At 69.1% G+C, this 26,451-nt stretch carries 21 protein-coding genes; 10 read left to right on the forward strand and 11 right to left on the reverse strand.

The genetic code is table 11. The features are described 5' to 3' along the window. Window positions 1-6: 6 nt before the first annotated feature. From HUA75_RS39100 to HUA75_RS39145, 10 genes are all read right to left on the reverse strand, one after another. Window positions 7-1,554: a PepSY-associated TM helix domain-containing protein gene (locus HUA75_RS39100; RefSeq protein ID WP_174489358.1), complete on the reverse strand. Its 1,548-nt coding sequence runs from the start codon at window positions 1,552-1,554 to the stop codon at window positions 7-9. Beyond that, a complete protein-coding gene (locus HUA75_RS39105; RefSeq protein ID WP_141647066.1) occupies window positions 1,551-1,808 on the reverse strand; it encodes a hypothetical protein in 258 nt (85 codons plus the stop codon). The genes HUA75_RS39100 and HUA75_RS39105 overlap by 4 nt, the downstream gene beginning before the upstream one ends. Continuing rightward, a complete protein-coding gene (locus HUA75_RS39110) occupies window positions 1,808-2,110 on the reverse strand; it encodes a hypothetical protein (RefSeq protein WP_141647065.1) in 303 nt (100 codons plus the stop codon). The genes HUA75_RS39105 and HUA75_RS39110 overlap by 1 nt, the downstream gene beginning before the upstream one ends. 231 nt (window positions 2,111-2,341) lie before the next feature. Then, window positions 2,342-3,514 (reverse strand): hypothetical protein, encoded by a 1,173-nt coding sequence (locus HUA75_RS39115; protein ID WP_174489359.1) that lies wholly within the window; start codon window positions 3,512-3,514, stop codon window positions 2,342-2,344. 101 nt (window positions 3,515-3,615) lie between these two features. Continuing rightward, window positions 3,616-5,706, reverse strand: coding sequence for an FUSC family protein (locus HUA75_RS39120; RefSeq protein ID WP_174489360.1), 2,091 nt, complete (start codon window positions 5,704-5,706; stop codon window positions 3,616-3,618). 303 nt (window positions 5,707-6,009) lie between these two features. Continuing rightward, the gene (locus HUA75_RS39125) at window positions 6,010-6,765 is read right to left on the reverse strand and encodes a DUF5953 family protein (RefSeq protein ID WP_174489361.1); all 756 of its coding nucleotides are present in this window, start codon (window positions 6,763-6,765) and stop codon (window positions 6,010-6,012) included. Then, window positions 6,762-7,373: a DUF6310 domain-containing protein gene (locus HUA75_RS39130; protein WP_371746304.1), complete on the reverse strand. Its 612-nt coding sequence runs from the start codon at window positions 7,371-7,373 to the stop codon at window positions 6,762-6,764. The genes HUA75_RS39125 and HUA75_RS39130 overlap by 4 nt, the downstream gene beginning before the upstream one ends. 591 nt (window positions 7,374-7,964) lie before the next feature. Continuing rightward, window positions 7,965-9,284, reverse strand: coding sequence for a leucine-rich repeat domain-containing protein (locus tag HUA75_RS39135; RefSeq protein WP_174489362.1), 1,320 nt, complete (start codon window positions 9,282-9,284; stop codon window positions 7,965-7,967). A 147-nt stretch (window positions 9,285-9,431) separates the two neighbouring features. Continuing rightward, window positions 9,432-9,668, reverse strand: a complete 237-nt coding sequence (locus HUA75_RS39140) for a hypothetical protein (protein WP_141647061.1) — start codon at window positions 9,666-9,668, stop codon at window positions 9,432-9,434. A gap of 135 nt (window positions 9,669-9,803) precedes the next feature. Next, window positions 9,804-11,150, reverse strand: coding sequence for a hypothetical protein (locus HUA75_RS39145; RefSeq protein WP_174489363.1), 1,347 nt, complete (start codon window positions 11,148-11,150; stop codon window positions 9,804-9,806). Window positions 11,151-11,438: 288 nt separating this feature from the next. Between HUA75_RS39145 and HUA75_RS39150 the strand changes: the two genes are divergently transcribed. Further along, window positions 11,439-12,629 (forward strand): SMI1/KNR4 family protein, encoded by a 1,191-nt coding sequence (locus HUA75_RS39150; protein WP_174489364.1) that lies wholly within the window; start codon window positions 11,439-11,441, stop codon window positions 12,627-12,629. A gap of 342 nt (window positions 12,630-12,971) precedes the next feature. Further along, a complete protein-coding gene (locus HUA75_RS39155) occupies window positions 12,972-13,991 on the forward strand; it encodes a hypothetical protein (protein WP_174489365.1) in 1,020 nt (339 codons plus the stop codon). An 85-nt stretch (window positions 13,992-14,076) separates the two neighbouring features. Here HUA75_RS39155 and HUA75_RS39160 read toward each other — a convergent pair whose 3' ends face one another. After that, on the reverse strand, window positions 14,077-15,612 hold the full coding sequence (locus tag HUA75_RS39160; RefSeq protein ID WP_174489366.1) for an ELWxxDGT repeat protein: 1,536 nt from the start codon (window positions 15,610-15,612) through the stop codon (window positions 14,077-14,079). A 352-nt stretch (window positions 15,613-15,964) separates the two neighbouring features. Here HUA75_RS39160 and HUA75_RS39165 point away from each other — a divergent pair, with 352 nt between their 5' ends. The 8 genes from HUA75_RS39165 to HUA75_RS39200 all read left to right on the forward strand — a co-directional run bounded on the left by HUA75_RS39165 (window position 15,965) and on the right by HUA75_RS39200 (window position 26,447). Beyond that, window positions 15,965-18,373: an ABC transporter permease gene (locus tag HUA75_RS39165; protein WP_174489367.1), complete on the forward strand. Its 2,409-nt coding sequence runs from the start codon at window positions 15,965-15,967 to the stop codon at window positions 18,371-18,373. 673 nt (window positions 18,374-19,046) lie between these two features. After that, complete coding sequence (locus HUA75_RS39170) at window positions 19,047-20,573, forward strand: phage tail sheath C-terminal domain-containing protein (RefSeq protein WP_174465891.1); 1,527 nt, start codon at window positions 19,047-19,049, stop codon at window positions 20,571-20,573. A 14-nt stretch (window positions 20,574-20,587) separates the two neighbouring features. Continuing rightward, window positions 20,588-21,115, forward strand: a complete 528-nt coding sequence (locus tag HUA75_RS39175) for a phage tail protein (protein ID WP_174459156.1) — start codon at window positions 20,588-20,590, stop codon at window positions 21,113-21,115. Window positions 21,116-21,129: 14 nt separating this feature from the next. Further along, the gene (locus tag HUA75_RS39180; protein ID WP_174489368.1) at window positions 21,130-21,861 is read left to right on the forward strand and encodes a phage baseplate protein; all 732 of its coding nucleotides are present in this window, start codon (window positions 21,130-21,132) and stop codon (window positions 21,859-21,861) included. After that, window positions 21,858-22,997: a hypothetical protein gene (locus HUA75_RS39185; protein ID WP_174489369.1), complete on the forward strand. Its 1,140-nt coding sequence runs from the start codon at window positions 21,858-21,860 to the stop codon at window positions 22,995-22,997. Before HUA75_RS39180 ends, HUA75_RS39185 begins: the two co-directional genes overlap by 4 nt. Further along, window positions 22,994-24,196 (forward strand): DUF4255 domain-containing protein, encoded by a 1,203-nt coding sequence (locus HUA75_RS39190; RefSeq protein ID WP_174489370.1) that lies wholly within the window; start codon window positions 22,994-22,996, stop codon window positions 24,194-24,196. Before HUA75_RS39185 ends, HUA75_RS39190 begins: the two co-directional genes overlap by 4 nt. Next, window positions 24,193-26,187, forward strand: coding sequence for an ATP-binding protein (locus HUA75_RS39195; RefSeq protein WP_174489371.1), 1,995 nt, complete (start codon window positions 24,193-24,195; stop codon window positions 26,185-26,187). The genes HUA75_RS39190 and HUA75_RS39195 overlap by 4 nt, the downstream gene beginning before the upstream one ends. Beyond that, complete coding sequence (locus tag HUA75_RS39200; protein WP_174459151.1) at window positions 26,184-26,447, forward strand: hypothetical protein; 264 nt, start codon at window positions 26,184-26,186, stop codon at window positions 26,445-26,447. Before HUA75_RS39195 ends, HUA75_RS39200 begins: the two co-directional genes overlap by 4 nt. The last annotated feature ends 4 nt before the right edge of the window (window positions 26,448-26,451 follow it).

The following is a 26,451-nucleotide window of genomic DNA, read 5'->3' on the forward strand; positions in this document are numbered from 1 at the left end:
GGAGGGTCAGGTCGGCACGGAGGCGGGGGCCTCCGGCTCGACGGAAGCGGAGGAAGCGACAGGCGTGGGCCGCTGGAGGCGACGGATGCCGCGCGCCGCGCCAGCGAGGAGGAGCGCCAGCGCCACGAGGCCCAGCTCGGTCACCAGGACGTGCGCGGAGCCGGAGGCGAGCGGCCACCGCCCCGTCCTCGCCGCGTCGATGAGCGGGACGACGACGAGCAGCACGCTGGCGCCCAGGAGCAGGCGGCGCGCATACCGCGCGGGCTCGCTGTCGACGAAGGCGCCGACGACTCCGAGCGCCCAGGCAGAGAGGAAGGCGGCGTGCTCCCAGCCCGGACGCGCGGACAGCTCCGAGGGGAGCACCTGATTGGCCAGGAACAGGCTCGCGACCGCCAACGGGAGTCCCGCGCAGACCCCGGAGGTCAGCTTCGCGAGCACCCGGTCGAACCGGCTGGACGCCTTCGCGCGCCGCCGCTCCAACCAGAGCAGGTTGCCCGCGAGGATGCCGAACGCGCAGACGAAGGACAGCAGGGCGTAGAGCACCTTGGCGGGGAGGTTGGCCCAGGTGGCGAAGTGCAGCCCATACAGCGGGTCCATCACCCGCGAGTAGAGCGTCCCGCCTCCCGTGTCGCGGGCCCACACCAGCTCCCCCGTCCGCGAGACACGCACGTGGGTGAAGGCGTGGAGCGTGCCCTCGCGCTCGCCCGGAAGGTGGACGAGGCCGTGCTCGTCACCGAGGTTGTCGAAGAAGAACCAGTGATGCGACGACGCGGGGAAGCGCTGCTTCGCCAGCGCGAGCGCATGGGCCAGGTCGGGCGCACCCGCGGGCCTGCCTGACGCGGCGGGAGGAGAGGGCCAGTCCACGGCGCGCTCCTTCACCTGGAGGTCGCCCTTCATCGACGTCTTCACCACGGCGGGCTCGAACCAGTCGTCGAACCAGAGAATCCCGCCCGTGAGTCCGAAGACGAGCAGGAACGGCGCGCTGATGACGCCAATCACCTTGTGCGTGTCGGACCAGAACACCCGCCGCGACGAGCCCGGACGGAACTGGACCAGCTCGCGCAGCATCCGGCCCAGTTGGAGCAGCAGCCCCGTGCCCACCAGCAGGACGAGCACCGCCGAGGCGAGCCCCGACAAATGCTTTCCTCCCGGCAGCGGCTCCAGGAAGTGCATCGCGTTGAGGTACTCCCCCAGGTCGCTGCGCTCCCCGAGCTGACGGCCGGAGACAGGGTCCAACCAGAGCGGATGGATGGCGCCGTCGGTCATCCGCCACAGGCGAAGCCACGGCTCCTCTTCGGTGGGCAGGGAGATGCCGAACCAGACCGGGCGCGACGCGGCCTCCGTGTCCGCGAGCCTTTGCGCGAGCGCGACGGCCTGAGCCTCCGGCACGGCGATGGGCGCGCGGAACGTGGGCTCCTGCCAGGGCGACAGCTCCTCCGCGAAGAGCGCGAAGGCCCCCAGGAAGAACGTCACGAAGAGGACCAGCGACGAGAGCACGCCGGCCCACGCGTGGGCATCCCAGAGAATCTCGTACGCGCGGGAAGAGAGCTTCACGCGAGCACCAGGACGACGGCCGCCACGACGGCCACGAGCGCGGAGGCCACCCACGCGCGCACGGCGCTGCGCGCGAGCAAGGCCAGACACGCGGCGGTGGCGGCGGCGGGCAGCACCGCGAGCAGCGCGATGAGCAACCGGACGTCCGCGGACACGGGCAGCACCGCGGGGACGGCCAGGCTCGCGAGCACCGCGGCCCCGGGAGCCCCCGTGACAGCGGCGGCGATGCGACCGGGGCCATGCTGGTGGGCCATCAGACGGCCCCCGACCACAGCCACGCGAGCCCCAGGGCCCCCACCGGCCACACGTACCGCGTGGCGCGAGGCCACAGCGGGGCCGCCAGCGCGAGCACCGGAGCCACCAGCATCGCCACCACGAGCGCGCAGGTCAGCCCCACGGCGAGCCCCTGGGCCTTCACCGCGAAGCCCACGGCGGCGATGAGGCAGCAGCCCCCCAGCCCCCTCACCCAGAATCGATGACGGGCCAGCACTGGAGGAAGCGCGACGCCACGAAGCACGGCGAGGCCCAGCACCATCAGCAGGGTCGATGTCGCCATGTCCGCCTCACGGGTCGCCCAGTTGATAATGATTCGCAATTGCGAATCGCGGGCAGTTCAACCGCACCCATGAGGGGATGTCAAGGCGAGCCACGAGGCTCACCCTGGGAGTCACCTTCAATACGAGGAGCACCGGTTTTCAGTGCCTGGATTCAAACCCAGACACCTGAAATCCGAGGCTCGAGAAAGAGGGCGAACGGGCGAGCGCCCGGAGGCCCTCTGGCAAGCGGCTCAGGGCGCGTTGAAGAGGCGCGGGTCGCCCTGGCGAGAGCGGAACAGGTCGACGATGTAGTTCATGCGCTGGTCGAACTTGGACCAGTCATTGGCCGACGAGCCCTTCAGCGAGTTGGGCGACTTGTCGTACTGGGACAGGAGCCGGTTCAGCTCGCCGCTTTCGATGGTGCGCAGGTGCTCGGGGAAGGCGCCCTGCGCCCCGGGCTTCACGTCGTCACCCAGGCTCAGGATGCCCTCCGGCAGACCAATCTTCATCATGTGCTCGGTGGCGAACTTGCGGAACTGGCCCGTCAGGCCGTTCACGACGCTGTCCACCGCCTTGTCGACGAGGCCGGTTGCCTTTGCGCCCTTGTAGGCGAGGTTCGCCGGGAAAGGCAGCGCATTGCCAGCCGCGTCGATGGTGGCCTTGACGATGGGGGCGAAGGTCTCCTTGAGCGGGGCGTTGAGGGCGCGCTCCACCTCGCCCTGAATCAGGCTCTGCTCATGGACGCCCACCCGGTCATTGGCGGAGAGCATCAGCTCCGCCTTCTTGTTCGGGTCCTTCTCGAACATCGCCTTGGAGTAGTCGGCGAAGGCGGCCTTGAGGTTCTCCTTCCCCGGCGGGAAACCCTCCAGGTACTTCTCCACCTTGGCGGCGTCGTACTTCGTGTCGCCCTTGAAGGTCTCCGTGAAGCGCTGGAACTCCGGCGCGATGTCCTTGAAGAGCTTCTGGTTGCCATCCGCGATGGCGTCGCTGACGCGATTCAGCGCGTCCTTGATGGGGACCTTCAGGGCCTCCGCCATCGCGGGGGCGAGCGGATTGATGGCGCCGAGGCCGATGTTCGTCAGGGCGCCGAGCCACTTGTTGTCGCCCTTGAGCTGGTCCATGAACACCTTCGGCAGGTCCTCCTGCCGGATGCTCACGCCCGCCTGCTTCGAGGCCCAGACGCCAAAGGTGGCCCAGTTGGCGTTCTCCTTCCCCAGCAGCCCCGCCATCTGGTTGGAGAGCTCGTAGTAGCCCTGGGTGATGGCCTGGTTGCGGGCCACCGGATCCTTCATGTTGGAGATGCCTTCAATGTCGACCTTGCCGGGCGTGGGCGCCTTGGCGGGGGCACCCGAGCCGCTGCCCGGGTTCGGCTCCACGGGCGCCTTGGCCGGGGACCTGGACTCGAACCGCGACTCGTCGCGCAACAGGCGCTTTGGAGCGGCCTCCTCGGCCTTCGCGGGAGCCTTCAGCGCGAATTCCAGTTGCGCGTCTGGGGTCGGAATCCTCCCAGGTCAGCTCACGCCCTTCACGTCCACGCCAGCTTCTCCACCGCGCCGTGCAGGATTTCGAGCTGGCGGGGCACCCGCTCCACCAACGGCCCCGACACCGGGTCATTGGCGATGCGGCGCAGCGGGAGCTCCGGCATGGGCGGGGGCGTCTGTCCCTGCCTCAGCGAGTCCGCGAGCGCATCCAGCGTGCCGCTCGCCTTGTGCGCCACCACGTCCAGCACCTCCGAGGAGGGAATCACGGACTTCTGCTCGCCCAGCGCCGTCACCGACGCGGCGAGGCGCCGGGAGTACGTGAGCAGCGCCATCGCCGGCTCCAGCCGGTGAGCGGGCCCCCGGTACTCCGCCATGAGCCGCTCGAAGGACGCCTCCGCGTCAATCATCGCGAGCCCCAGGTCCCTGCGCGCCGCGCTGACACCCGGTTCGGTACCGCTGCGGCTCGCCGCCACCTGTCGGAAGTAGTTCCCATCCGCGCGCAGCACCGTCGCCGCCGCATCCGGGAAGCGCCTGCGCTCTGGATACGGCCACAACAGCCACACCCCCGCGAGCGCCAGCACGCAGGCCAGCAGCACGCCCAGCGCCCGGTTCTCCGCGACGGACCAGTCCCCCGCGCTCAGCGTCGCGAGCAGGAGGAAGTCCGGCGTGAGGAGAATCTGGAACGCGCCGAAGTTGAGCGGCAACAGCGACACGGAGACCGCGGTCAGCACCCCAATCACCACGATCAACACCAGCGGAGAGCCCACCCCGGTGGCAATCACCGCCGCGAGCGTCCCGCCCAGCAGCGTTCCTGTCACGCGCTGGAGCGCGCGCTCCTCCGTGTTCGCCGAGTATGGCTGGAGGATACCGATGGCGGAGAGCACCACCCAGTACGCCTCGCCCAGTCCCAACACTCGAGTGAGCACCAATGCCAGACAGGCGACGGTGCCCGCTCGCAGCGCGTGCCGGAGCACCACGGACCGCGAGTTCAGGTTCGCGCGCAACGTCTCCAACAGCGGACGGCGCCGGTTCGCTCGCAACATGGACTCGGCGTTGCCCACCTCCACCGGGTCTCCGCGCCGCATCGCCATGGCGGCCCGCTGCGCGGCGACGGCGTGTCCCTTCAGCCGCGTCAACAGCTCCGTCACGGAGGCCGGAACCACCCGAAGCCACTTCCCCCGGAGCCCCAGCTCCTCATGGTGGGTGGGAAAGCGCGGCCAGTAGACAGCCGCCGTTTCCGGCGCCAGGGACACCGTCGCCACCCGCTGCGAAATCTCCGCGTACCAGTCACACGCCCGCGCCACCTGCTCCCGCACGGGCCGCAGCCTGCGCTCGGGGCTGGCGACCTCCATCGCCTGTGCCAACGCGAACAACACCCCGAGCAGTTGCTCGCTCAGCTCCAGGAGCACGAGAAGGTGCTCCCCTCGCCGCGACTCCTCGGAGCGCCCCACCCGCGTGGACGCCAGGGTCTCCCGCGCTCGCTCAATCTTCGCGCGCAGCGGCAGATGCCGCGTCGTGGCCGCCGTCCAGACCTCGGCGGGGGCTCCCTCGCGCGAGAGCATCGCGAGGTCTCTCGCCCCATCCGCGAGCGACGTGTAGACATGCGCGATGGACCGACGCGACGGGCGATAGGGATGCACCGGCCAGAGCACCAACGACTGCAACATCGCCCACCCGCCGCCCAGCAGGAGCGCCCCTCCGCGCGTCAGCGCCGCGTCCAGCTCCACGGCATGCGCCCCCAGTGACGCCACGAAGATGACCGCGAGCTTCTCGCCCACCGAGCCCGCCGTGTCGCCGTAACACCGGGCGAACGTCAGGACGAAGACCCCCAACAGGAGCAGAGTCGCATCCAGCAACAGACGCCCGCCCGCCAGCGCGGCGATGGTCCCCACGAGCGCACCGAGCAGCGTCACCGCTCCCATCACCCGCGCCCGGCCCCGGTACGCGCCTCCGGGATTCGCCAGCGTCACGAGCAGCCCGGTGAGTCCCGTCCAGCCCGCGTCCTTGAAGCCGAGCAGCGTCGCGAGCGAGAAGGGAATGGTGACAGCCAGCGCCGCGCGGATGCCGGCCGCCCACGCGGGCCTGCCTGGCTGGAGTCGGAAGAACCTCCGGATGTGGCGCAACAGACGGTGCATCCGCGAGCCTCCCCTGTCAGCGATGAATGTCCTCATGTGCTCACGCACTGCGTCGCCCGAAAGCTCTTCCCGCTCGCAGGGGCGCTCGCCGGGCAACGCGAGCAGGAAGGCGCACGTCTCCGACTCGCCGCGGCTCATCGTGAAGGACGAGGCGACGCACGGCTCCTTCGGCTGGCTGTTCCTCGGATGGCACGAGCCTCGGCCATCAGACAGGGCGTGGCTCGCACGCTCGGCGGTGCGGAGTGTTCCACGTCGATCCGCGAGTCCATTTCGGCAGTGCTCCCGCGTCACGGCACCGAGGGGTCACCGTGCGGAGCGCCCGCCGATCTCTGGGAAGCGCTCATAGGCGCGCAGGAGCGCGTCCAGGTGGGCAGGGTTGTCCAGGTCGAGCGGCGCATCGGTGAGTTGCACGACCCACCCTCCCGATGCCGTGCGCCGCGCCCGCGTGAGCAACTCGGCATCGCGAGCAGAATCGGGGAATCCGATGACCTGCGCGGCAGCGGCAGACCAGTAGTTCAGCCATCCCAGGTAATAGGGAATCTCGGGCGAGCGGATGTGCTCGAACACCTTCAGGGCTGGCAGCCCCCGGCGTGGGGACGGCGGCCCTTCCAGCGTGGGTGCTGTCTGATACGCGATGTCCACTGCGGCATCGTGTGGCGTCGCACGCCCCCAGAACGCACGTGTACCCTCCGCTACGCGCTCCAGCAGCTCCGCCGCTGCCGCGATAACCGTCGCATCTAGCGGCAACTTCGCATGGACTTCAAACAGGGCCTGACCGCCAGGACCGAAGAGTCCTGAGCTTCCCCTCCCCATCACCGTCACGGGGTAGCTCTCGTCCCCGTTGCACACGAGAGGGAAGCCCCCGTCCTTTATCTTTTCGACGAGCCATGAGTCGCGATCTGGCAATGCAGCAAGTCGTCGCCCCCCGGTAACCCTCCACTCTAGACGCAAGCCGGGGAGCGCCTTCTCCATCCCATGAACGGCCGCGAGTGTGCGTTTGTCGTCACCCACAAGCGCGGGCGCATAGACGGTCAGAACGAGGCGATTCTGGGGCGTCATCGTTTGCATCCCGTGACAACGATCCTGAGGGAGGGAACAACAGCGAGCAGCGCGTCCTTGTGCGCTTGAGTGCTCACCCCAATGACGAAGTCATATCCGCACGCCGCAGCAGCTTTTCGCTCCTTCTCGATTTGCTCCAACTCCTTCTCAACCTCCCGCTCCTGGACAAAGTCAGGATACGTGTCGAATTGATGGGTCTTGATCTCCCACAGCACGCGCACGCCGACTTGCAGCGCATCGAAGCGCACACCGCCCATGAGTACGTCCATTCCGGGATAACGATTGGGCGGAACCTTGTCGGCGCACTCGTTATGCGGAGCATCGTTGCCCGCGTGCGGCACCGGGACGGGTATGCATTCTGGGCGGCGATCTCGTGCCAAGGGCTCGGTCGGCACCGGAGGGAACCCATCCTGCCCTGATGGCTCTGGCTTGGGCTTTCCCTTCGCGGAGGGCTCCTGCGGGACGGGCTTCGTTTGGGGCTCGGGCTCGACTTCTTCCCGGCCATTCCCCCTCAGCTCATATGCCTCCAGCGCTTCCTTGATGACGACTCCCACCACCACGACGCCCACGACGATCACCGCGCCCACGACGATTTCGGGAGCAGCCAAGACACAGAGGCCGAATCCCAGGACAACCGTGCCCGCCGAAGCGACCGCACATCTTCTCGTCGGGTCGTTGAACCGAACCCGATCGTGGTCGAGGACATGAAAGCAGCGCTCCGCGAGTACAGGCCAAGGCTGGGAAGACTCACGGACGACGCACCGCCCCCGGTCCTTCCACGGCAGCTCAGCTGCCCGTTGGAGGTTGGCGAACCTTGGGTTTCGGGTCACACGCTCTCTTGGGCTCGGTGCCGACGAAGCGCACGCCGAGAGAAAGAGGAGAAGAGCGGCACAGGCGCGCGGTCGCATCGTCACGTCCTTCAATCAAGTACGGGCGCTGGGGGTCAAGGCGCTCCCGCTCTGGAGTATGCCAGCACGCGCTAACGGCACTGGTGCTCTGAGCGTGCCCGGGTGCGGAAGGACAGGTCCGGAGCGTACCAGCGCCACCGGCGCTCGGCCCTCCCGCGCGGAGAGAGGTCGGGGCAGTGTGGCTTCTTTCCTTCCCACATGTCGGACACCGTACCTGCCTCTTCCTTGGTGTCCACTGAAGAGGCTCACGCCCACCACCTCGCTTTCTCATCCAGGCCCAGCGCGGGCGGCTCAATAACCCACGTGCAGTCGGCCTGGAGGCAGCGCCGCCTCCAGGCGCCGAACCTCCGTCGCGGGAATCTTTTCCAGGCCCAGCTTGAACTGCTTGAGGCGCGCGAGCGGGGCGAGGTTCGCGGGCAGCTCCGTCACCTCACCCTGGAAGAAGCCAGAGTGCGTCAGCTTCGGCATCCGGCCCAGGCCGTCCACCAACACCTGAAGCTTCTTCGGAGGCGTCTTGAAGAAGCGCCACCACCAGAGCTTCTTGAGCTTCGGCAGGCGCGTCAGCACCTCTGGGAAGCCGTCCAGCCCCGTGACATCCAGGTACAGCTCCTCCAGGGACTCCAGCTCGCCGAACGCCTCCGGGAGGCGAGTGAGCTTGTCGCAGTAGCGCAGGCTCAGCTTCTTGAGCGCGGGCAGCCGGCACAGCTCGTCGGGCAGCGTGCTCACCGGCAAGCGCTCCACACTGAGGGAGCGCAGCGCGCGCAGCTCACCGATGCGGGGGGAAATCACCTCGATGGGATTGGAGTCCAACGTGAGGCCCTCCAAGCCCGTGAGGGAGAAGACCTCCTCGGGAATGGCCTTCAGCTTCTTGAGCGAGAGCCCGAGCCGAGGCGCCTTATCCCCCTTCGTCACCTTCTCCTTCGCGGCGACAATCGCCTTCTCCACCGGACCAAGCCTCGTGTCCGCCAGCACGGGCTTGCCCTTACGCAGCTTCTCGAGGAGCCCCTTCCGGTCCAGCGTCGAGTCGACGACGCCGTCCTCGTCCTCCTCTTCGACCGTGAAGGCCCCTCGCAGCAGCGCCTCGTGCGGCTCCAGTTTCTGGCGAGGCTTGCCCGGAGCGGTGAGCTTGCTGCCCACGAGGACGTCCACGTCGAGCGCGCCCGCGACATGGAGGTGGTGGTGCTCCTCGACGAGCGCCCGCGCCTTCAACCCACCCGCGACAGAGAAGACGTCGTCGCCGAGCGAGTCTCCGAAGAGGAGCCCTCGAATCCGGACGTTCCCCGCGATGAACATGGCGGAGACCGTCGCCACATTCTCCACCTCCAGGTCTCCCAGCACGACGAGCAGCGTGTGGTCGGCCGCGTGTCCGTCCTCGAGCAGCCCCTTCAGTCGGACACTTCCGGAGACGACGAGCGGCCTTGGACCGACCACCAGCGAGTCCGCCTCCAGGTCACCTTCGTGGAGCAGGACCCCCTCGTCGGTGACACCCTTCCACCAGGAGGACAACTGCTTCCTCCACTCGGGCGTCGCCGCCGACTCCACGCGCGCCCATGCCTCTCCCGAGGAAACCTCACGCCCCCAGCTCGTCACCGCACCCTGCTTCGCCGCCATGTTCCAGAAGCTCCCAGCCAGAGATATCCAGCGCCGGGCATCAGGTCATGGACGACGGCGGTCATCAACCCCGCGACGACAAGCGGCCCGCTCCGATACTCCGGAACGGACCGCTTGCTCACGGACGCGCGCGCCGTGGAGACGTCGTCAGTTGCAGTACGTCTGCCGGCACAGCGTGTAGTTCGAGGAGCAGATGACCTTCTGCGGGTAGGTCTCCGCCGTGGAGTAACACTCGCTCCGCGCGGGGATGCACGAGTCACACTCCGGAGACGCCATCGCGCTCACGGTGTCCTCCTGGGGGAGCGGCTCCTGCGCGTCCAGCTCGCTGCCACCACAGCCCACCAACAACGCGGCCGCCAACAGTCCACTCACGATGTTTCGCATGTGCTCTCCTCGAACTGGGGTTCCTGCTGCTTACGGCGTTACACGAATATCGCGATTACGAGACTTTCGTTACTGCCTTTGCGTAAAGGCAGTGCGCTTGCCGTGGTGACAGGAAATTCGGCTGTCCGTGTGTCTTCACACAGTAGGCGTGGGTGGGTTCGACAGGGTTCGCAGCTTGGAGAGCTGGAAATAGGAAATGACGGCGGAAACAAGAATGACGCCACCCAGCAGATGGACGCCGAGGAAGAAGGCGGCCAGGCCAAAGAGGGTAGCGAACGCGAAGGCAACCCAGCCGACGATGGGGCTCCGGGTGAGCACCAGCAGGCCCGCGAGTCCCAGGAACGGGGTCGCGAAGCACACGGTGCCCAGCACTCCCGCGAGGGGCTCGGCCTCGGAGGAGGTCATCGTGGCGAGCAGGCCCATCACCAGATTCAGCACCGCCACGCCACATTGAATGAAGGCCAGGTCCCGGAACAACGCGCGGCGGAGCACCGCGGGCTCCTTCTCTCTCGCCAGACAGTCAGCGCAGTGCGTTCGCTCGGACGCGAGCGCCTCCGGAAGACAGGCTTCACAGAAGAACCCTCCGCAGCGCGGACAGGTCTGGACCTCTTCCACCCGAGGGTGCCGGGGGCATCGCGCCGTCGTGGCTTCCGTCGGTTCCTCGACGGGCGGAGCTCCGATGACGGCGGGGAGCGCGTCGGAGTCGGACACCGGAGGAGACACCTCGCGCGAGGCGCCCGCGAGGGAAGCCAGGCACCGAGGGCAGAACTCCGCGTCGCGAGGCGCCACGGCGCCACAGGCACATCGCACGCGCTCCAAGCCTTCGGCCGCGCCCGTGGCCTCGACCCAGCGGGCGGTGTCCAACGTCTGACCCGGCTCCCAGATGACGGTGCTGCCGGGCTCGGCGTCCGGTGTGAAGGGGCCGGGCGTGACGTCGGCGACGAAGCCCTCCGGCATCGCGCGCGCCGCATGACGCCGGGTCCGTGGCTCGCCAGGCCCCAGACCCGTGGACGGGGGCAGGGTGATGGCGAGCACGCCGGTGGAGGCAAAGACTCCGGCCCTGAGGAGCGTGCTCGACAGGGGACGGGCAACCGGCTGGACCTCCACCTGCTCCAGCGTGTCGAACAGGCGCCAGGGAGGACGCACCCGCGTGGCGTCCTCGGGGACAGGGGCCGCGAGGAGGAAGAGCAGCTCCTTCACGTCGGCCGCAAGGCTCAGCGGAAGGACCCACCGCAGCACCTTGCCGCCGTCCAGTGAGGGCAGGCTCCCACTCCTCACCTCTCGACGTGTCGTGACGTCGACCACGCGCAGGCTCGTCGAGGGTGGCAGGGGCGTGAAGGCCGCCTGGAGCCAGATGACGGCACGCGCCTCCGTGCCGTCCGGGGACCGGCGGATGGGGTCCACGTGAAGCTGTACCGCGCCGAACTCTCGAGGCTGACGACCGAGCGCATCGAGGATGTCCGGGAGAAGGCTTTCGTCCATGGGCGGAAGGCAACAGCAGGCTCCCGACAAAGACAACGAAGAACGCCTGACACGCGGAGGCTTACCCGACCCGGACTCCGGTGGCCTTGAGAGAATCACACCTGATTCCAGGTCTCGATGGACCTCCGTCCCAGATGCGCGTCGCAATGCCAGAATCTCCTGGCGGCGTGAGCGCAATCCCTATCAACACCCCCGCAGTGGCTCACGGGGTGCCTGGGCAACGCCCTGGAGTCAGCGCATCGATGAAGCGCTTCAAGCCACCGGGAGCGCATGCTCTAACGCACCTGCATGCCTCCCCTGCCCCCCAGCCTCTCGGCCCACCTGGCTTCGCTCGTCCAGCCGTCCCCGCCCACGTCGGAGCAACTGGAGCACTTCGAGCGCGGCCTCCCGCATCCATTGCCCGCGGACTACCGGGAGCTGCTCACCCTGCACAACGGACTGGAGCTGGGCCGCTGCGCCACCGGTACCACGGACGCGCTCGGTGACGAGGTACACCTTGGCACCCTCTTCGCCATTCGCGCGGAGGGACGGGAGCGGCTCGAGCCCGGCGGCGAGCACCTCCCGCCGGACGTGATGGCGTTCGCCCGCCACTGGGGCTCCATCAATCTCTTCGGCATCCAGCTCGGAGACCGGCCGGACTCGCCCGCCGGGACCATCTGGTTCTTCGACAGCAACGCGGACACGGACACAGCGGACCTGTTCGTGGCCCGTGTCCACGCGCCGTCCTTCAGCGCGTTCCTCGAACGACTCACGCCCGTCCCTGAAGCGCCCGCGCCCTCCGAACCGGAAGCAGCTTCGGAGGAAGCGCCGCCCTGGAACGACCCCGAGGCGCCCGACCAGGTGCCGCCGGACGCCCCCTCGCCAGAGAAGCCGCTCGTCCTGGGCGGACACGGCCATGCGATGGCGTCCGCCGTGCTGGACGTCCGCATCGACACCTGGGCCCGGGATGTGGGGTCCTCCCAGTACCGCTACCTGCCCGAGCGCTCCACTGCGAGGTACATCCTGGAGCTGGAGCCGCCCCACTCCACCGTCGAGGACGGCCAGCCAGCCCCCGTCGCCGGCGACGTCCCCGTCCTCCATGCGAATGGCGGACGACATCCCACGCTCGATGAGTGGTCATCACTCGTCGTCGGCCCGGAAGGGGACTGGGAGGCCTGGTACGGCAACGACGCCCCCGCCCTGGTCCACAACCGGCTCACGGTGCTGAGCCGCACCGGGGCGGAGCTGAAGGTGCGCTGGGAGGCCCGCTACGCGGACCACGGTCGCGAGCGCGCCTTCCTCTTCGAGGGGCCCGTCCAGCTCGGAAGCATCCACCTGTATGTGGAGACGCCGGAGGACATCGACCGCGCGCTCGAGGCCGCCCTCGGCATCCGCCTCCTGCCGGAGGAGTGGACCCGCCAGCTCCACCCTCGCCAGGACCGGGGCTCGTGGCACGACGTCCTTCCCGTCACCCTCACCCTGGTGAACCCCGTCCGCTGACACCGGCGGTGTCACGGCGGCGTCACGCAGCGCCGGTCCACCCGCACGCCCGAAGCGCCACCCGCAGCACCGGGCGTGAAACATGTCTCGACTGTTATCAATCCCACCCCCGAGACGTGTCGACAGGCGCCACTGGCGGCCTGTGTATTCAAGAGAACGCCACACGTGACAGATTCGTCAACTTGCTGGATTTCCTGAGGGAAGGACGTCTCACGAAAGCCACTGCGTGCGTGGCTTCTCCGTGAGCACACAAATCCTTCTGTCCCGAGGATTGTCAGCAACCCATGTTATTGGTGTATGAGCCGTCCGTCTCGCGTCGTCCCCCCAAAGAGGAGTTTCAGAATGCGTCGTCTCGGTTCAGCCCTGCTGTCCATGAGTCTCTTCGTCGGCTGTGCTCCCGCCGAAACCGAATCGCAGTCCCCCGCGCCCGTCGAGAACGAGCAGCAGCAGGCGCCGCTCACCATCGCCGACGTGGACGTGGCGCCGGAGTGCGCGGGAATCCTCACCTTCGTCAACAACGCCACCTTCGCGAAGCTCGACGAGTACCTGCCGAGCAACGTGGTGAGCAACATCGTTGCCCGTCGCGCCACGTCCCACTTCGTATCCCTGGCGGACCTGTCCTCCGTCCCGCTGGTCGGCGAGGCCCGCCTTGCGCAGATCGAGAGCGGCGCGCGCTACGAGGGTGCCATCACCAGCACCTGCGTCGGCATCATCGACCAGCTCGCCGTCTCCACGGATGACCAGGCGGAGCTGGTCTCCCTGGTGAACAGCATCAGCGACACGGAGCTGCACGACGTGCTGCCGTACGCCTGGAACGGCGCGGTGAACCTGCTCACCCAGCGCCCGTTCACCTCCGCCCACGCCATTGGCGGCACCCCCGGCATTGGCGCGGTGAGCCTGCGCAACCTCCGCAACGCCGCCACGCTCAGCAAGCCGCTGGAGGCCCTCATCGGCGCGGTCAACGCGCTGCCCCATCCGGACCACGGCGCGAAGATGGCCCGTCACTTCAACTGGTACGAGGTGCTGGGTGACCGCTACTACCACTTCGGCATCGACGAGTGCTTCGGCTTCGAGCCGGGCGAGGCGCCCTTCGACGCGCCCCTGCGCGCCACCCCCGCGGACGGCGACGAGGTTCGCAACAACTTCGCGGGCGTGCTGAACTTCGCCAACCGCAACAACCAGCTCAACCCCACCGTCGTCACCAACGGCGTCAACAACCTGAACACGCTCACCGACGGGCGCACGTTCAAGGGCTGCTACTTCGGCTACGCGAACGACCCCTGGAGCGGCAACAACGTCGCGTTCTTCGTCGACACCGTGTCCGGCTTCAGCCTGATGACGCGGACCTACTGGAGCGAGTGATTCTCCCGCGCTCCTGAAGTCAGCCCCAGGCTCCGAAAAGGAGCCTGGGGCTTTCTTTTTGGGAAGACGTGGTGCCGGGCAATGCCTACCGCGCCGTGTCGAGCGACATGCAGGTGTTGCTCAAGGCGGTGGACCAGAGCTGTCCCGCCAGCGTCTCGTCATACGCGCCGAAGAACACGCGCGAGCCCACCTTCAAGAACGGGTACGGATAGGACGAGCTCGCCCCGGTGGAAATGTTCTTCAGGCGCCGGGTCCCACCTGGCGTGCCATTGCTCACCCATGGCTCCACGCCAATGCCACCCAGCTCGAGCGAGCTGAAGAAGACCAGGTCATCCGACACGGCGAGCAGCGGAGAGCTGTACTCGTCCGAGAGGCTCAGGGGCTTGCGCAGCAGGGTGGTTCCCGCCGCGGTGCCATCCGTCACCCACAGTTGCGTGTCCCGGAGCCCCGGGCCCGCGGTGCCGATGTGGACGGTGAAGAACAGCTTCGAGCCTCCGGGCGCCTTGCTCACCGCGTCGATGAAGGGAAACGCCACGCCTTGCGAGGCGAACTCATTGGGCAGGCTGACCACGGACGTCGGATTCCCACCCGCGAGCGGGACGCGATAGATGACCATGTACTGGGTGGTGTTGGACGTCGTGGTGACATAGGCCCAGGAGCCCAGCGAGCCCAGCAGCTCCACGGTCCGCGTGGAGCCAAAAGACGCCAGCCGCACCGTCCCCGAGGCGGTGCCATCCGACTTCCACAGTTCCTGCAGCCCGGTGCTCTCGCCCAGGATGAACAGGGTGCGTGAGTCCGAGGTCTTCACGGAGCGGATGAAGGCGTCCGCGCCGGAGGTGAGCTTCTTGAGCCGGACGGTGCCCTGGGTGGTGCCATCCGTCTTCCACAGGCTGGTGCCCGAGCCCGACAGCTCGCGCACGAAGAAGAGCAGCGCGCCATCCACCTTCGCGTCCAGGTAGCTGACGTCCATCTCCGTGCCGAAATCGCGCAGGCGCACCGTCCCCGAGGACGTGCCATCCGACCGCCACAGCTCGTAGCGGGTGCGCGGGGTCGTGTCGTCATAGATTTCCTTGAAGAACACCAGCGCGTCGTCCACCGCCGTCAGGTGGCTCAGCGACGAGCTCTCCGGGCCGGGTGTCAGGTCCTTGACGAATTGGGTGCCGGCGCCAGTGCCATCACTCGCCCACAGCTCCGTCCCATGTGCTGCGTCCCCCGCCAGGAAGAACAGCCGGGAGGGCGTCGCCTTGAGACCCGTGACGATGGGCCAGAAGAGCCCCGTCGAACCGGGGAGGCTCTTGACCTGGACGGTGCCTGCTTCGGTGCCGTCGCTCTTCCACAGGGCGCGGCGGCCATCCTCGAAGTTCGCCCCGAAGAAGAGCGTCCCCCGGAAAGCCTCGAAGGGACCGGGGCCCGCCGCGAAGAGCCCACTCCCAAATTCCGAGGGTGGAAAGATGACCTTCACTCGCTGGGTGTCCGCCTCCGTGGGGAGGCAGTACGACGAGTCCAGCGCCGCTTCCACCTCCCCCGAGGAGGCGGCCGTCGCATCCTCTCCCGGAAGTGCTCCCCCACAGCCCGCCCCCACCACCAGCAACGACACCACCCACCCACCGCGCCACGACATGCAGCCCCCTACAGGAAAGACTGGGAGGGAGGGTGTGTCGCCAAGTCCCCGGTGCAAAGTGGCCCCAAGACCCACCTTGCTCGCCTGCTTGGAGTGACAGCGTGTGCGGTGTGACTTGCACCATTGCTTCAGGCGGGAGGGAGTCTGTGCACTCCCTACCCGGGGCGCATGACCCGCGAGCTTGTCTCCCAACAATAACGGGTCCATGCCTCGCGAGTGGCCGCTCCTGGGAATCCCCTGTGCCACATCCGGACACCCTGGCGTGGAGACCCGACACACTCAGCGGGCAAGCCCGCATCCCTCCTCCCACCGAGCGCCGTGGCGCTAGAGTTGCACCAGCGCTGCCCCCCGCATGCCCCCACTCCTCCAGGACGTTCGTCTTGCGCTGCGCCGAATGCTGCGCGAGCGCGCCTTCACCCTGGTGGTGGTGGCCACGCTCGCACTGGCCATCGGTGCGACCACCGCCGTCTTCAGCGTCGTCTATCAGGTGATGCTGCGACCGCTGCCCTACGCCAAGCCCGAGCAACTGGTGCGCCTCTATCAGTCGAGCGCGCAGCGGGAGCGACTGGGCGTCAGCCACCTCATGCTGCAAGCCTGGCGCGAGCACGTCCGGGCCTTTCAGCAGGTGGAGGGACTGGCGCTCTGGGACCGCACCCTCACGGGAGATGGCACCGCGCCGGAGCGGGTGCGCACTGGCCGCGCGACGGCGGGACTCCTGTCGATGCTCGGTGTGCAGCCGATGCTCGGCCGAGCCTTCGGGCAGGACGACGCGGCGGCGGGCCAGGATGACGTGGTGCTGCTCGGCCACGGCCTCTGGCAGCGCCGCTTCGGAGGACTGCCAGCCGCGCTGGGGCAGAGCCTCATGCTCGACGGCAGGCCCCACACCGTGGTGGGCGTGATGCCCGCGTCCTTCCGCTTCGCCCCCGATGTGGACCTGTGGAAGCCGCTCGTCCTGGAGCCCGGCTGGGAGGCCCAGCACCCCGGTGACGTCACGCTGCGCGTGGTGGGCCGCCTGGAGACGGGGACGCCGCTGGACACCGCACGCAAGGAGCTGGAGGCCGAGGCGGAACGGCTGGCGCGTGAGCCCGGGATGACGGGCCAGCCGCCCGGTGTGCGACTGGTGCCCCTGCATGAGCTGGTGGTGGAGGGAGCCCACGAGCGGCTGTGGCTCCTGTCCGGCATCGTCGCGCTGGTACTGCTCGTGGCCTGCGCCAACGTGGCCAACCTGCTGCTCGCGCGGGCCAGCTCACGCGAGCGCGAGGTCTGCGTGCGCGCGGCGCTGGGCGCGGGGCGGTGGCAGTTGGCGCGACAGTTCCTGGTGGAGAGCGCCCTGCTGGCCCTGGCGGGAGGCGCCTCGGGACTGCTGCTCGCGCTGTGGGGCCTGGACCTGCTGCGGCTGCTCATCCCCCAGGGTGTGCTTGCTCCCGAGAGCCTGCGGCTGGAGCCCCATGTGCTCGCCATCGCGTTCGGCGTCTCGCTGTCCACCAGCCTGCTGTTCGGGCTCGTGCCGGCCATGCGCGCGGCGCGGGCGGAGGCCCAGGGGGCGCTGGGCATGGCGCGCGGCGGTCGGACACTGACGGGCTCCGGGCGACTCCGCGCGCTCCTGGTCGTCGCCCAGGTGGCGCTGGCCCTGGTGCCCCTCGTTGGCGCGGGGCTGATGCTGCGCACGCTGCGCGCGCTGCATGAGGCACCGCTGGGCTTCGAGCCTCGGGACGTCATCGCCACGGACGTGCTGCTCCCCGGCGACAAGTACGAGGACGACGCAAGGAAGCAACTCGCCCTCTCCTCGCTGGTGGAGAACGTCCGGGCGATTCCGGGTGTGTCCTCGGCGGCGCTGGCCAGCACCGTGCCCTTGTGGGGACGCAACGGCGTCAGCTCCTTCCTGCTCCCCGGCGAGTCCGCGTCAGCGGCTGACACGCGCGAGCTGGCCACGTTCCGCACCGTGAGCGAGGGCCTCTTCGAAACACTGGGAATCGCCCTGAAGGAAGGACGCCCTCTCGCGGACACGGACACCGCGAGCGCGCCCCGGGTGATGGTGGTCAACGAGACCTTCGCGCGCCGCCACTTCCTGGACGGGCACGCGCTGGGCAAGCAGGTGAAGTTGACGATGGACGGCGAGGACTTCCGCGAGGTGGTGGGCGTGGTGCGGGATGTCCGCCACGGCTCCGTCGGTGAGACACCGCAGGCGGAGGTCTACCTCCCCATGAACCAGTTCGCGTCGCTGTACATGGTGCTCGTCGTGCGCTCTTCGACGCGGCTGGACGCGCTGGTCCCCATCCTGCGCGAGCGGTTCCGCGCGGTGGACCCGGACGTGCCACTGGGCACCGTGCGGGAGATGGAGGAAGTCGTCGAGGCGAGCCTCGGCACCACGCGCGTGCTGGGAGGACTGCTGGCGCTGCTCGCGGGCCTGGGATTGTCCCTGGCGGGCGTGGGCCTCTATGGCGTGGTGGCCTATTCGGTCAGCCAGCGGACCCGGGAGCTGGGCATCCGCATGGCCCTGGGAGCAACGGACTCCCAGGTCCTGCGGCTGGTGGTCGGCCAGGGCGCGCGTCTGGCGACGGCGGGCGTGGCGGTGGGACTGGTGGGCGCCGCCCTGCTCGCGCGAAGCCTGTCTGGAATGCTCTACGGCGTGCGCGCCTTCGACGCGGTGACGTTCCTGGCCGTTCCCGGCCTGCTGGGAGTCGTGGCATTGCTCGCGAGCTGGTTGCCCGCGCGCCGCGCCCTCCAGGTCTCTCCCAGCGAGGCGCTTCGCGCGGAGTAGGAGTCCCGACGCGCTACATGCAGGTCGGAAACTCCTCGCAGATGCAGTGCGGGCCAAGCTGGAAACATCGATAGAAACAAGAACAGCCCTCATCGTCGCACTGGTTTTGACACGCCTCCGCGCCAGCCTCGGCCTGAGCCGGGTGGAGTACGCCCAACACACCTCCGGCCACGACTCCCACGACAAAGACCCACTTCTGGAATCCCTTGCGCATGACAAGCCTTTCGATGGGAACGGCACGCCAAAGCTAACACCACGCATCCCCGCGTATCCACGAAGGAAACCTGTCATCCAGCAGACAAAGAACGAGCCATGTGCGACGGCTCATACCTCTGTATTGGATTGGCAATACCCACCCAACCCGTGACACATCGAGCCAACTACGTATGATCCACTAGACCGGAATGAATGACTTTCCGTCGGGTTTCTGGCACAGTCTCAATACGACGTTGAGGAAGCTCGTAACAGGCTTCCGGTAGCGAGGGGGGTCGACCGGTTTCACGCGCATGGATTTGCCGCCACGGCATCAGTTGCCGTCCTCCCCATACAGACGGATGTGACACAGCCGTACGGGGTGCCCCCGTGAACACGGGAGTGCGCCGTGCGTTGGAAGGGCTCTTGCCTCGCGACGTGAGGGGCGGAGTTGACGAACCCGCAGAGGGAGGAGTCGTCCATGCCGGCAGCTCTCAGTTATCCGGGCGTCTATATCGAGGAAGTTCCCAGTGGGGTCCGCACCATCACCGGGGTTCCCACATCGATTACCGCCTTCGTGGGACGCGCGCAGCGCGGGCCGGTGAACGAGCCGGTCATCTGCAACGGATACGGCGACTTCGAGCGCTCCTTCGGAAGCCTGTGGGAAGACAGCTCGATGAGCTACGCCGTCCGCGACTTCTTCCTCAATGGAGGCGGACAGGCCGTCATCGTCCGGCTGGACAACGGCGGTGAGACGGCGGAGCTGAACCTCACCAACTCCGGCAACACGACGCTGCTGGCCGCGAACCCGGGCGCCTGGGGCGGCAAGCTCAGCGTGGTGGTGGACCACAACACGAAGAAGACCGGCGACCCGGCCGTCGACGCACTGCTCTTCAACCTCACCATCACCGACACGGGCACCCGCGCGGTGGAGAAGTTCATCAACCTCTCCATCGACCCGGCCAGTCCCCGCTACTTCCCCACCGTGCTGGAGCAGGGCTCCGCCCTCGTCCGCGTGGGCACGCTGCCCAACCCCGCCGTGCGCCCCGAGGAAGGCACGAAGACGCCCGCACCCGCGGACCAGGGCACGGATGGCGCCACGCTGACCATCACCCAGTTCACCACCGGCCCGAACCTGCGCACCAACAAGGAGGGGCTGTACGCGCTGGAGAAGGTGGATGTCTTCAACCTGCTGTGCATCTCCCCGCACGCGCTGGACGGAGACATCGAGCCGGGGCTTGCGACGGACGCGGCGGCCTACTGCGAGGAGCGGCGCGCCGTCTTCATCGCGGACCCGCCCGTGGCCTGGGACAGCGTCGCGGACGCGGTCTCCGGCTTCAACAGCAGCAGCCTGCGCAGCAAGAACGCGGCCCTCTACTTCCCGCGACTGGTCCAGGCCAACCCGCTGCGTGAGAACCAGCTGGAGATCTTCGCCCCCTGCGGCGCGGTGGCCGGGGTCATCGCCCGCACGGACACCCAGCGGGGCGTGTGGAAGGCTCCCGCGGGCCTGGACTCGCTCCTGACGGGCGTGCCGAAGCTGAGCGTGCCCCTCACGGACCAGGAGAACGGCCAGCTCAACCCGCTGGGCGTCAACTGCCTGCGCTCGCTGCCTGCCGCGGGCCGCGTGGTGTGGGGCGCGCGCACCACGCGCGGCAATGACCTGCTGGCCGACGAGTGGAAGTACCTGCCGGTGCGCCGGCTGGCGCTCTACATCGAGGAGAGCCTCTTCCGGGGCATCCAGTGGGTCGTCTTCGAGCCCAACGACGAGCCGCTCTGGTCGCAGATCCGCCTCAACGTGGGCGCCTTCATGCAGAACCTCTTCCGGCAGGGGGCCTTCCAGGGCCAATCGCCCCGCGATGCGTACTTCGTCAAGTGCGACAAGGAGACCACCACGCAGAACGACATCAACCTCGGCGTGGTCAACATCGTCGTGGGCTTCGCGCCGCTCAAGCCGGCCGAGTTCGTCGTCCTCAAGCTCCAGCAGATGGCCGGCCAGGTCGCGGCGTAAAGGAGACCCATTCCATGGCTCAGTTCAGCGTCAACGCTCTGCGGTTCGACCCGTACAAGAACTTCAAGTTCCGCGTGAAGTGGGATGGCCGCTACGTCGCGGGGGTCAGCAAGGTGGGCGCGCTCAAGCGCACCACGGAGGTCGTCAAGCACCGCGAGGGTGGCGACCCCAGCAGCAGCCGCAAGTCCCCGGGCCGCAGCGAGTACGAGGCCCTCACCCTGGAGCGCGGCGTCACCCACGACACCGAGTTCGAGCGGTGGGCCAACAAGGTCTGGAACTACGGCTCCGGCCTGGGCGCCGAGGTGTCCCTCAAGGACTTCCGCAAGGACATCATCCTGGAGGTCTACAACGAGGCCGGACAGCTCGCCATCTCCTACAAACTCTTCCGCTGCTGGGTGTCGGAGTACCAGGCGATGCCGGACCTGGATGCCAACGCCAACGCGGTGGCCATCCAGACGCTCAAGTTGGAGAACGAGGGCTGGGAGCGCGACTACGACATCACCGAGCCCACCGAGCCCAGCTTCAACGAGCCCAACCCCTGACCCGCTGAGGCTCCATGCGCTCGCTGACGGCTTCTGAGCTGCTGGGCGCATGGGAGGCGGGCCACCCACACTCCGCGCCCGGACGCGCGCTCGCGCTCCTGTGCGCCGCATGGCCGGAGCGGAGTCCGGGAGAGCTGGCGCGGCTCCCGGTCGGCGTCCGGGACTCGCTGCTGTTGGCGGCGCGGGAAGGCACTTTCGGCTCCGCGCTCGTGGGGCTGGTGTCGTGTCCGCCGTGCGGCGAGCAGGTGGAGCTGGCCTTCGAGGTGGGTGACATCCAGGTGCCGCAGGGCGCTCCTCCGCCGGAGGTGCTGGAGGTGGAGCACGCGGGCCACGCGGTGCGGTTCCGGCTGCCGGACAGCCGGGACCTGGCGGCGCTCGCGGCGGGACGCGGCGGCGCGGGGCGAGAGGGCGTGCTGGCGCGGTGTGTGGTGGAGGCACATCGGGAGGGGGCACACGTGGACGCAAGGGCGCTGCCGGAGGACGTGATTCGCGCCATCGCCGACGCGATGGAGGCCGCGGACCCACAGGCCCGGGTGGAGCTGTCCACCACGTGTCCCGCCTGCGGGCACCACTGGTTCGCGGCGTTCGACATCGCCGAGTTCTTCTGGAGGGAAGTGGAGGCGTGGGCCCAGCGCACCCTGCGCGACGTGCACACGCTGGCAAGGCTGTACGGCTGGTCCGAGGAGCACATCCTGGGGATGAGCCCGTGGAAGCGGCAGCGCTACCTGGAGCTTGCGGGGACATGAGCGACTACTTGAGCCATCTGGTGGCACGTCAGTACCGCCCCACCGAGGGTGTCCGGCCGCGCATCACCTCGTACTTCGCACCCGAGGCGCAGGCCGTGGAGCGAGACGAGGCGTCCCTCGTTCGCGTTGACACGGAGCACGAGCAACCCGGCGCCCTGCCCCGCGCCCCCATCGGTCCAGTCCGGCCCCGACGCGAACCTTGGAGCGTGGTGGGGCAAACTCTCTCGGAGCCGCGGAGCACGGGCCGCCCGGGGCCCGTCGAGACTCCGGGCACCGTCGAGCCGGGAAGCTTCCCGCGTGGTGGGACACGGGGCGCATTGAGCCAGGTGCTCGACACGTCTCGCCGCGCGCCAGGTTCAGGGCCCGACGAGGCACAGGCAGAGGGGATGGGCCCACGCGAGAGGAGCTTCCCCAGTCCCACCAGAGTCGCGGCGGCGCCCCACGGGCGCGTCGACGAGGCACCGGGCCGCACGGGGCAGGCGGCACCGAAGGGCGCCCCCTCTCTCCCGTTCGAGTCACGCGCGAGTTCGCTCGCGACTCCCACCAGCTCCGTCATCCAGCGCAGCGGCATCGCTCATGGGGACTCGCCCGCGCGCGAGGCGTCGCCTCTCACCGAGGGACTCGTTGCGGGTGCGGCACCGCGCACGGACCTTCGCCCCGTGGCGGCGGCGACACCCGGGGCCGTGGCTCCGACGAGGAGCCCTGACGCATTCACCGCGGTGCAGGTGGAGCACGGACAGGGAGCTGTCGCGCGGCACTCCAGCGCACCGCATGAGTCCTTGGTGGAGGAGGGGCGCTCGCGCACCTTCACGACTTCGGAGCAGGGTCCGTTCGACGCGCGACCTGTCACGTCGGCGGTGGGGCGTGCCCGGGCGTTGAGCGTGGCGCTGGAGACGTCGGCGCCCGCTCCGTCCGCGCGGTCCTCCACGGGGGCGACGCGGCAGGAGTCGGCCGAGAGTCCAGCTTCGAGGAACACGTCGCTGGCCCCTGCGGAACCGGTCATCCAGGTCACCATCGGCCGCATCGAGGTCCGCGCGGTGACGCCCGCCGCGCCCGCCAGGAGCGCGCCCACGCGGCCCTCCCCGTCGCCGTCGCTCGAGGAGTACCTCGCGCGCCGCAACGGAGGTGGACGGTGAGCAACTCCCTCTCCATCGCCACGGTGACGGCGACGCTCCGCACGCTCCTCTTCAACCACCTCCAGGTGGACACCCCGGACGTCGCGGTGACGACGCTGCCTCCGGACAAGGCGCGGGCCCGCGACGCCACCCACCACCAGCTCAACCTCTTCCTCTTCCAGGTGAGCCACGACGTCTCGCTGCGCAACATGGAGTTCCCGCCGAAGTCGAAGCCCGGCGAGTCCGGCTTCCCGCCCCTCGCCCTGCGCTTGACCTACGTGCTCACGCCCTACGCGCCGTCCGACGACGACGTGGAGAGCCACAAGCTGCTGGGCAAGGCGATGAACGTCCTCCACGACCATCCGCTGCTCGGGTCCGAGGAGCTGCGCGTCGCGGTGCCCGGCAATGACCTGTACCGACAGGTTGAACGCGTGCGCATCACCTCGGAGCCGCTTTCGCTGGAGGAGCTCTCCAAGCTCTGGACCATGTTCCAGACGCAGTACCGCGTGTCCGTCGTCTACCAGGCCTCGGTGGTGCTCATCGAGAGCACGCGCCCGCACCGCGCGCCCCTGCCCGTGCTGCGTCCGGTGCTGACCGTCCTGCCCGACACGCTGCCGCCCTTTCCACTCCTCGAAGCCGTCACGCCGCCGCAGCAACAGGCGAGCGCGCGGCTGGGGGACGTGCTGGTCCTCACCGGGCAGTACCTCGCCGGGGGCACCGTGGGGGTGCGCTTCTCCCATCCGCTCTGGACCGCGCCGGTGACCCGGCCCGCCACGGACGTCACGGCCTCGCGACTGACGGTGGCCATTCCGAACGACGCTGTCGGCTGGCCCTCGGGCACCTATGGGGTGTCCGTGGTCATCACCGACGCGAACAATGTGGAGCACACCACCTCCGCGCTGCCGCTGACGCTCGCGCCCCGCCTCACCTCCATCACCCCCAACCCCGCCCCGCGCGGACCCGGCGACGAGGTGACGCTCACCCTCACCTTCCAGCCTCGGGCCCGCCCGGAGCAGCGCGTCTCTTTGCTCCTCGGCGGCAAGGAAGTGCCCGCCCCGGAGCGCGCCGTGCCGGTGGACAGCATCAGCTTCACCGCGCGGGACGTCTCCGCCGGTGACCACTTCGTCCGACTGCGGGTGGACGGCGTGGACTCGCTCCTCATCGACCGGACCCAGACGCCCCCGGTGTTCGACGTGTCCCAGCGGGTGACCGTCACATGAACCTCCCGCTCCCCCACTCCTGGCAGGCAGCCAACCAGCGACAGCTCGCCGCCGCGCTCGCCGTGGTGCGCGCGCGATTGCTCCAGCATGCGCTCGTCCAGCAAGAGGGGCCGCCCGAGCAAGTCCGGGACGTCGAAGCCGCCCTCGCCGCGCTCACCGAGGCCGAGTCGACGATGCCGGCGCCCTCCGCGCTGGAGAGCCTGTGCGACGCCTTCCGGCTATCGGCTTTCGAGCGCGACATCCTGCTGTGCTGCGCCAGCCTGGAGCTGGGCACGGGCTTCGGTCCCCTGTTCGCCGCGATGAACGGGGACCCGCGTCGGACGTGGCCGACCTTCGGACTGGCCCTGGCCGCGCTGCCCGGAGCGCACTGGAGCGCGCTGACACCCGTGGCGGCGCTGCGGCGCTGGGAGCTGGTGTCCCTGGCCCCGGGCGAGCAGCTCACCACCAGCCCGCTGCGCATCGACGAGCGCATCCTCCACTACCTCGCGGGCCTGTCGTACCTGGACCGGAGGCTGCAGGAGTTCCTCACGCCCGTGCCCGTGCCGGGAGCCCTGCCGCCCTCACACCAGGAGCTCGCGGAGCGCCTGCGTCGGCTGTGGGAGCGCGAGCCCCCAGCGGGCGCACCCTCTCCCGTGGTCCAGCTCTGTGGCGTGGAGCCGGAAGGAGCCCAGGCCATCGCCAGCGCCGCGTGCGCGTACCTGGGCCTCCAACTCCACGTGGCCCGCGCGGGCCTGCTTCCCTCCGGCGCGGAGGAGCGGGCGACGCTCGCCCGGCTGTGGGAGCGCGAGGCGCTGCTCCTGGGGAGCGGCCTGCTGCTGGAGTGTGACGAGAGCGCCGGAGCCGAAGCCCTCCGACTGGCCACGGCCTTCGCGGAGCGGCTCCAGGGCATGGTGCTCATCTCCGCCCGGGAGCCCCTGCGACCGCGCCACCGGGCCTCGCTCCAGTTGGACGTGAAGCGGCCCACGCGCGGAGAGCAGCAGGTGCTCTGGATGCAGGCGCTCGGCTCGGAGGCGGCCGTGCCGCTCAATGGCGCACTGGAGCGCGTCACCACGCAGTTCGACCTGCCCCTGCGCTCCATCCGCGCCGCCAGCCTGGAGGTCCACGAGCGCGGCCCCTTCCAGGAGGAGGCCTCGCTGGGCGCCGCGCTGTGGGCCGCCTGTCGCGTGCAGTCGCGTCCCCGCCTGGAGGAGCTGGCGCAGCGGCTGGAGCCCATGGCGGGCTGGGACGACCTGGTGATGCCCCCGGACAAGAAGGCCATCCTCCGGGAGATTTGCGCCAGCGTGCGGCAGCGCACGCGCGTGTACGAGACGTGGGGCTTCGCCGCGCGCGGCATGCGGGGCCTGGGCATCAGCGCGCTGTTCTCCGGCGCCAGCGGCACGGGCAAGACGATGGCGGCGGAGGTGCTCGCGCTGGAGCTGGGGCTGGACGTCTACCGCATCGACCTCAGCCAGGTGGTCAGCAAGTACATCGGCGAGACGGAGAAGAACCTGCGCCGCGTGTTCGACGCCGCCCAGGAAGGTGGCGCCATCCTCCTGTTCGACGAGGCGGACGCCCTCTTCGGCAAGCGCACCGAGGTGCGCGACAGCCATGACCGCTACGCCAACATCGAGGTGAGCTACCTGCTCCAGCAGATGGAGGCCTACAGCGGGCTGGCCATCCTCACCACGAACATGAAGGACGCGCTGGACACGGCCTTCCTGCGCCGGCTGCGCTTCGTGTTGCAGTTCCCCTTCCCGGACGCCGCCCAGCGCGCGGAAATCTGGCGGCGCATGTTCCCCGCCGCCACGCCCACCGAGGGCCTGGACATGACGCGGCTGGCCCGGCTCAGCGTCACCGGCGGAAACATCCGCACCATCGCCCTCAACGCCGCCTTCCTGGCCGCCGACGCCAACGAGCCGGTGCGGATGGGCCACCTCCAGCGCGCGGTGCGCTCGGAGTTCAGCAAGCTCGACAAGCCCTTGGCGGAAGCCGAGGTCTCGGGGTGGACATGACGCCACGACGCATCCGCCTGCACATCGACGAGCTGGTGCTCCACGGCATCGCCCCCGCCCACCGCGAGCAGGTGGGCGAGGCCGTGCGACAGGAGCTCACGCGGCTGCTGGCGACAGAGGGGCTGCCACAGGGGCTTGCCGGCGGCGAGGTGGCCCGGCTGGACGCGGGCGCGGTGCATGTGACGCCGCACGCGGCGCCCCAGTCGCTGGGCGCGCAGGTGGCGCGGGCCGTGTACTCGGGCCTGGGACAGGGGAAGTGACGGC

The organism is Myxococcus sp. CA040A, from assembly GCF_013336725.1.
GTDB lineage: Bacteria > Myxococcota > Myxococcia > Myxococcales > Myxococcaceae > Myxococcus > Myxococcus llanfairpwllgwyngyllgogerychwyrndrobwllllantysiliogogogochensis.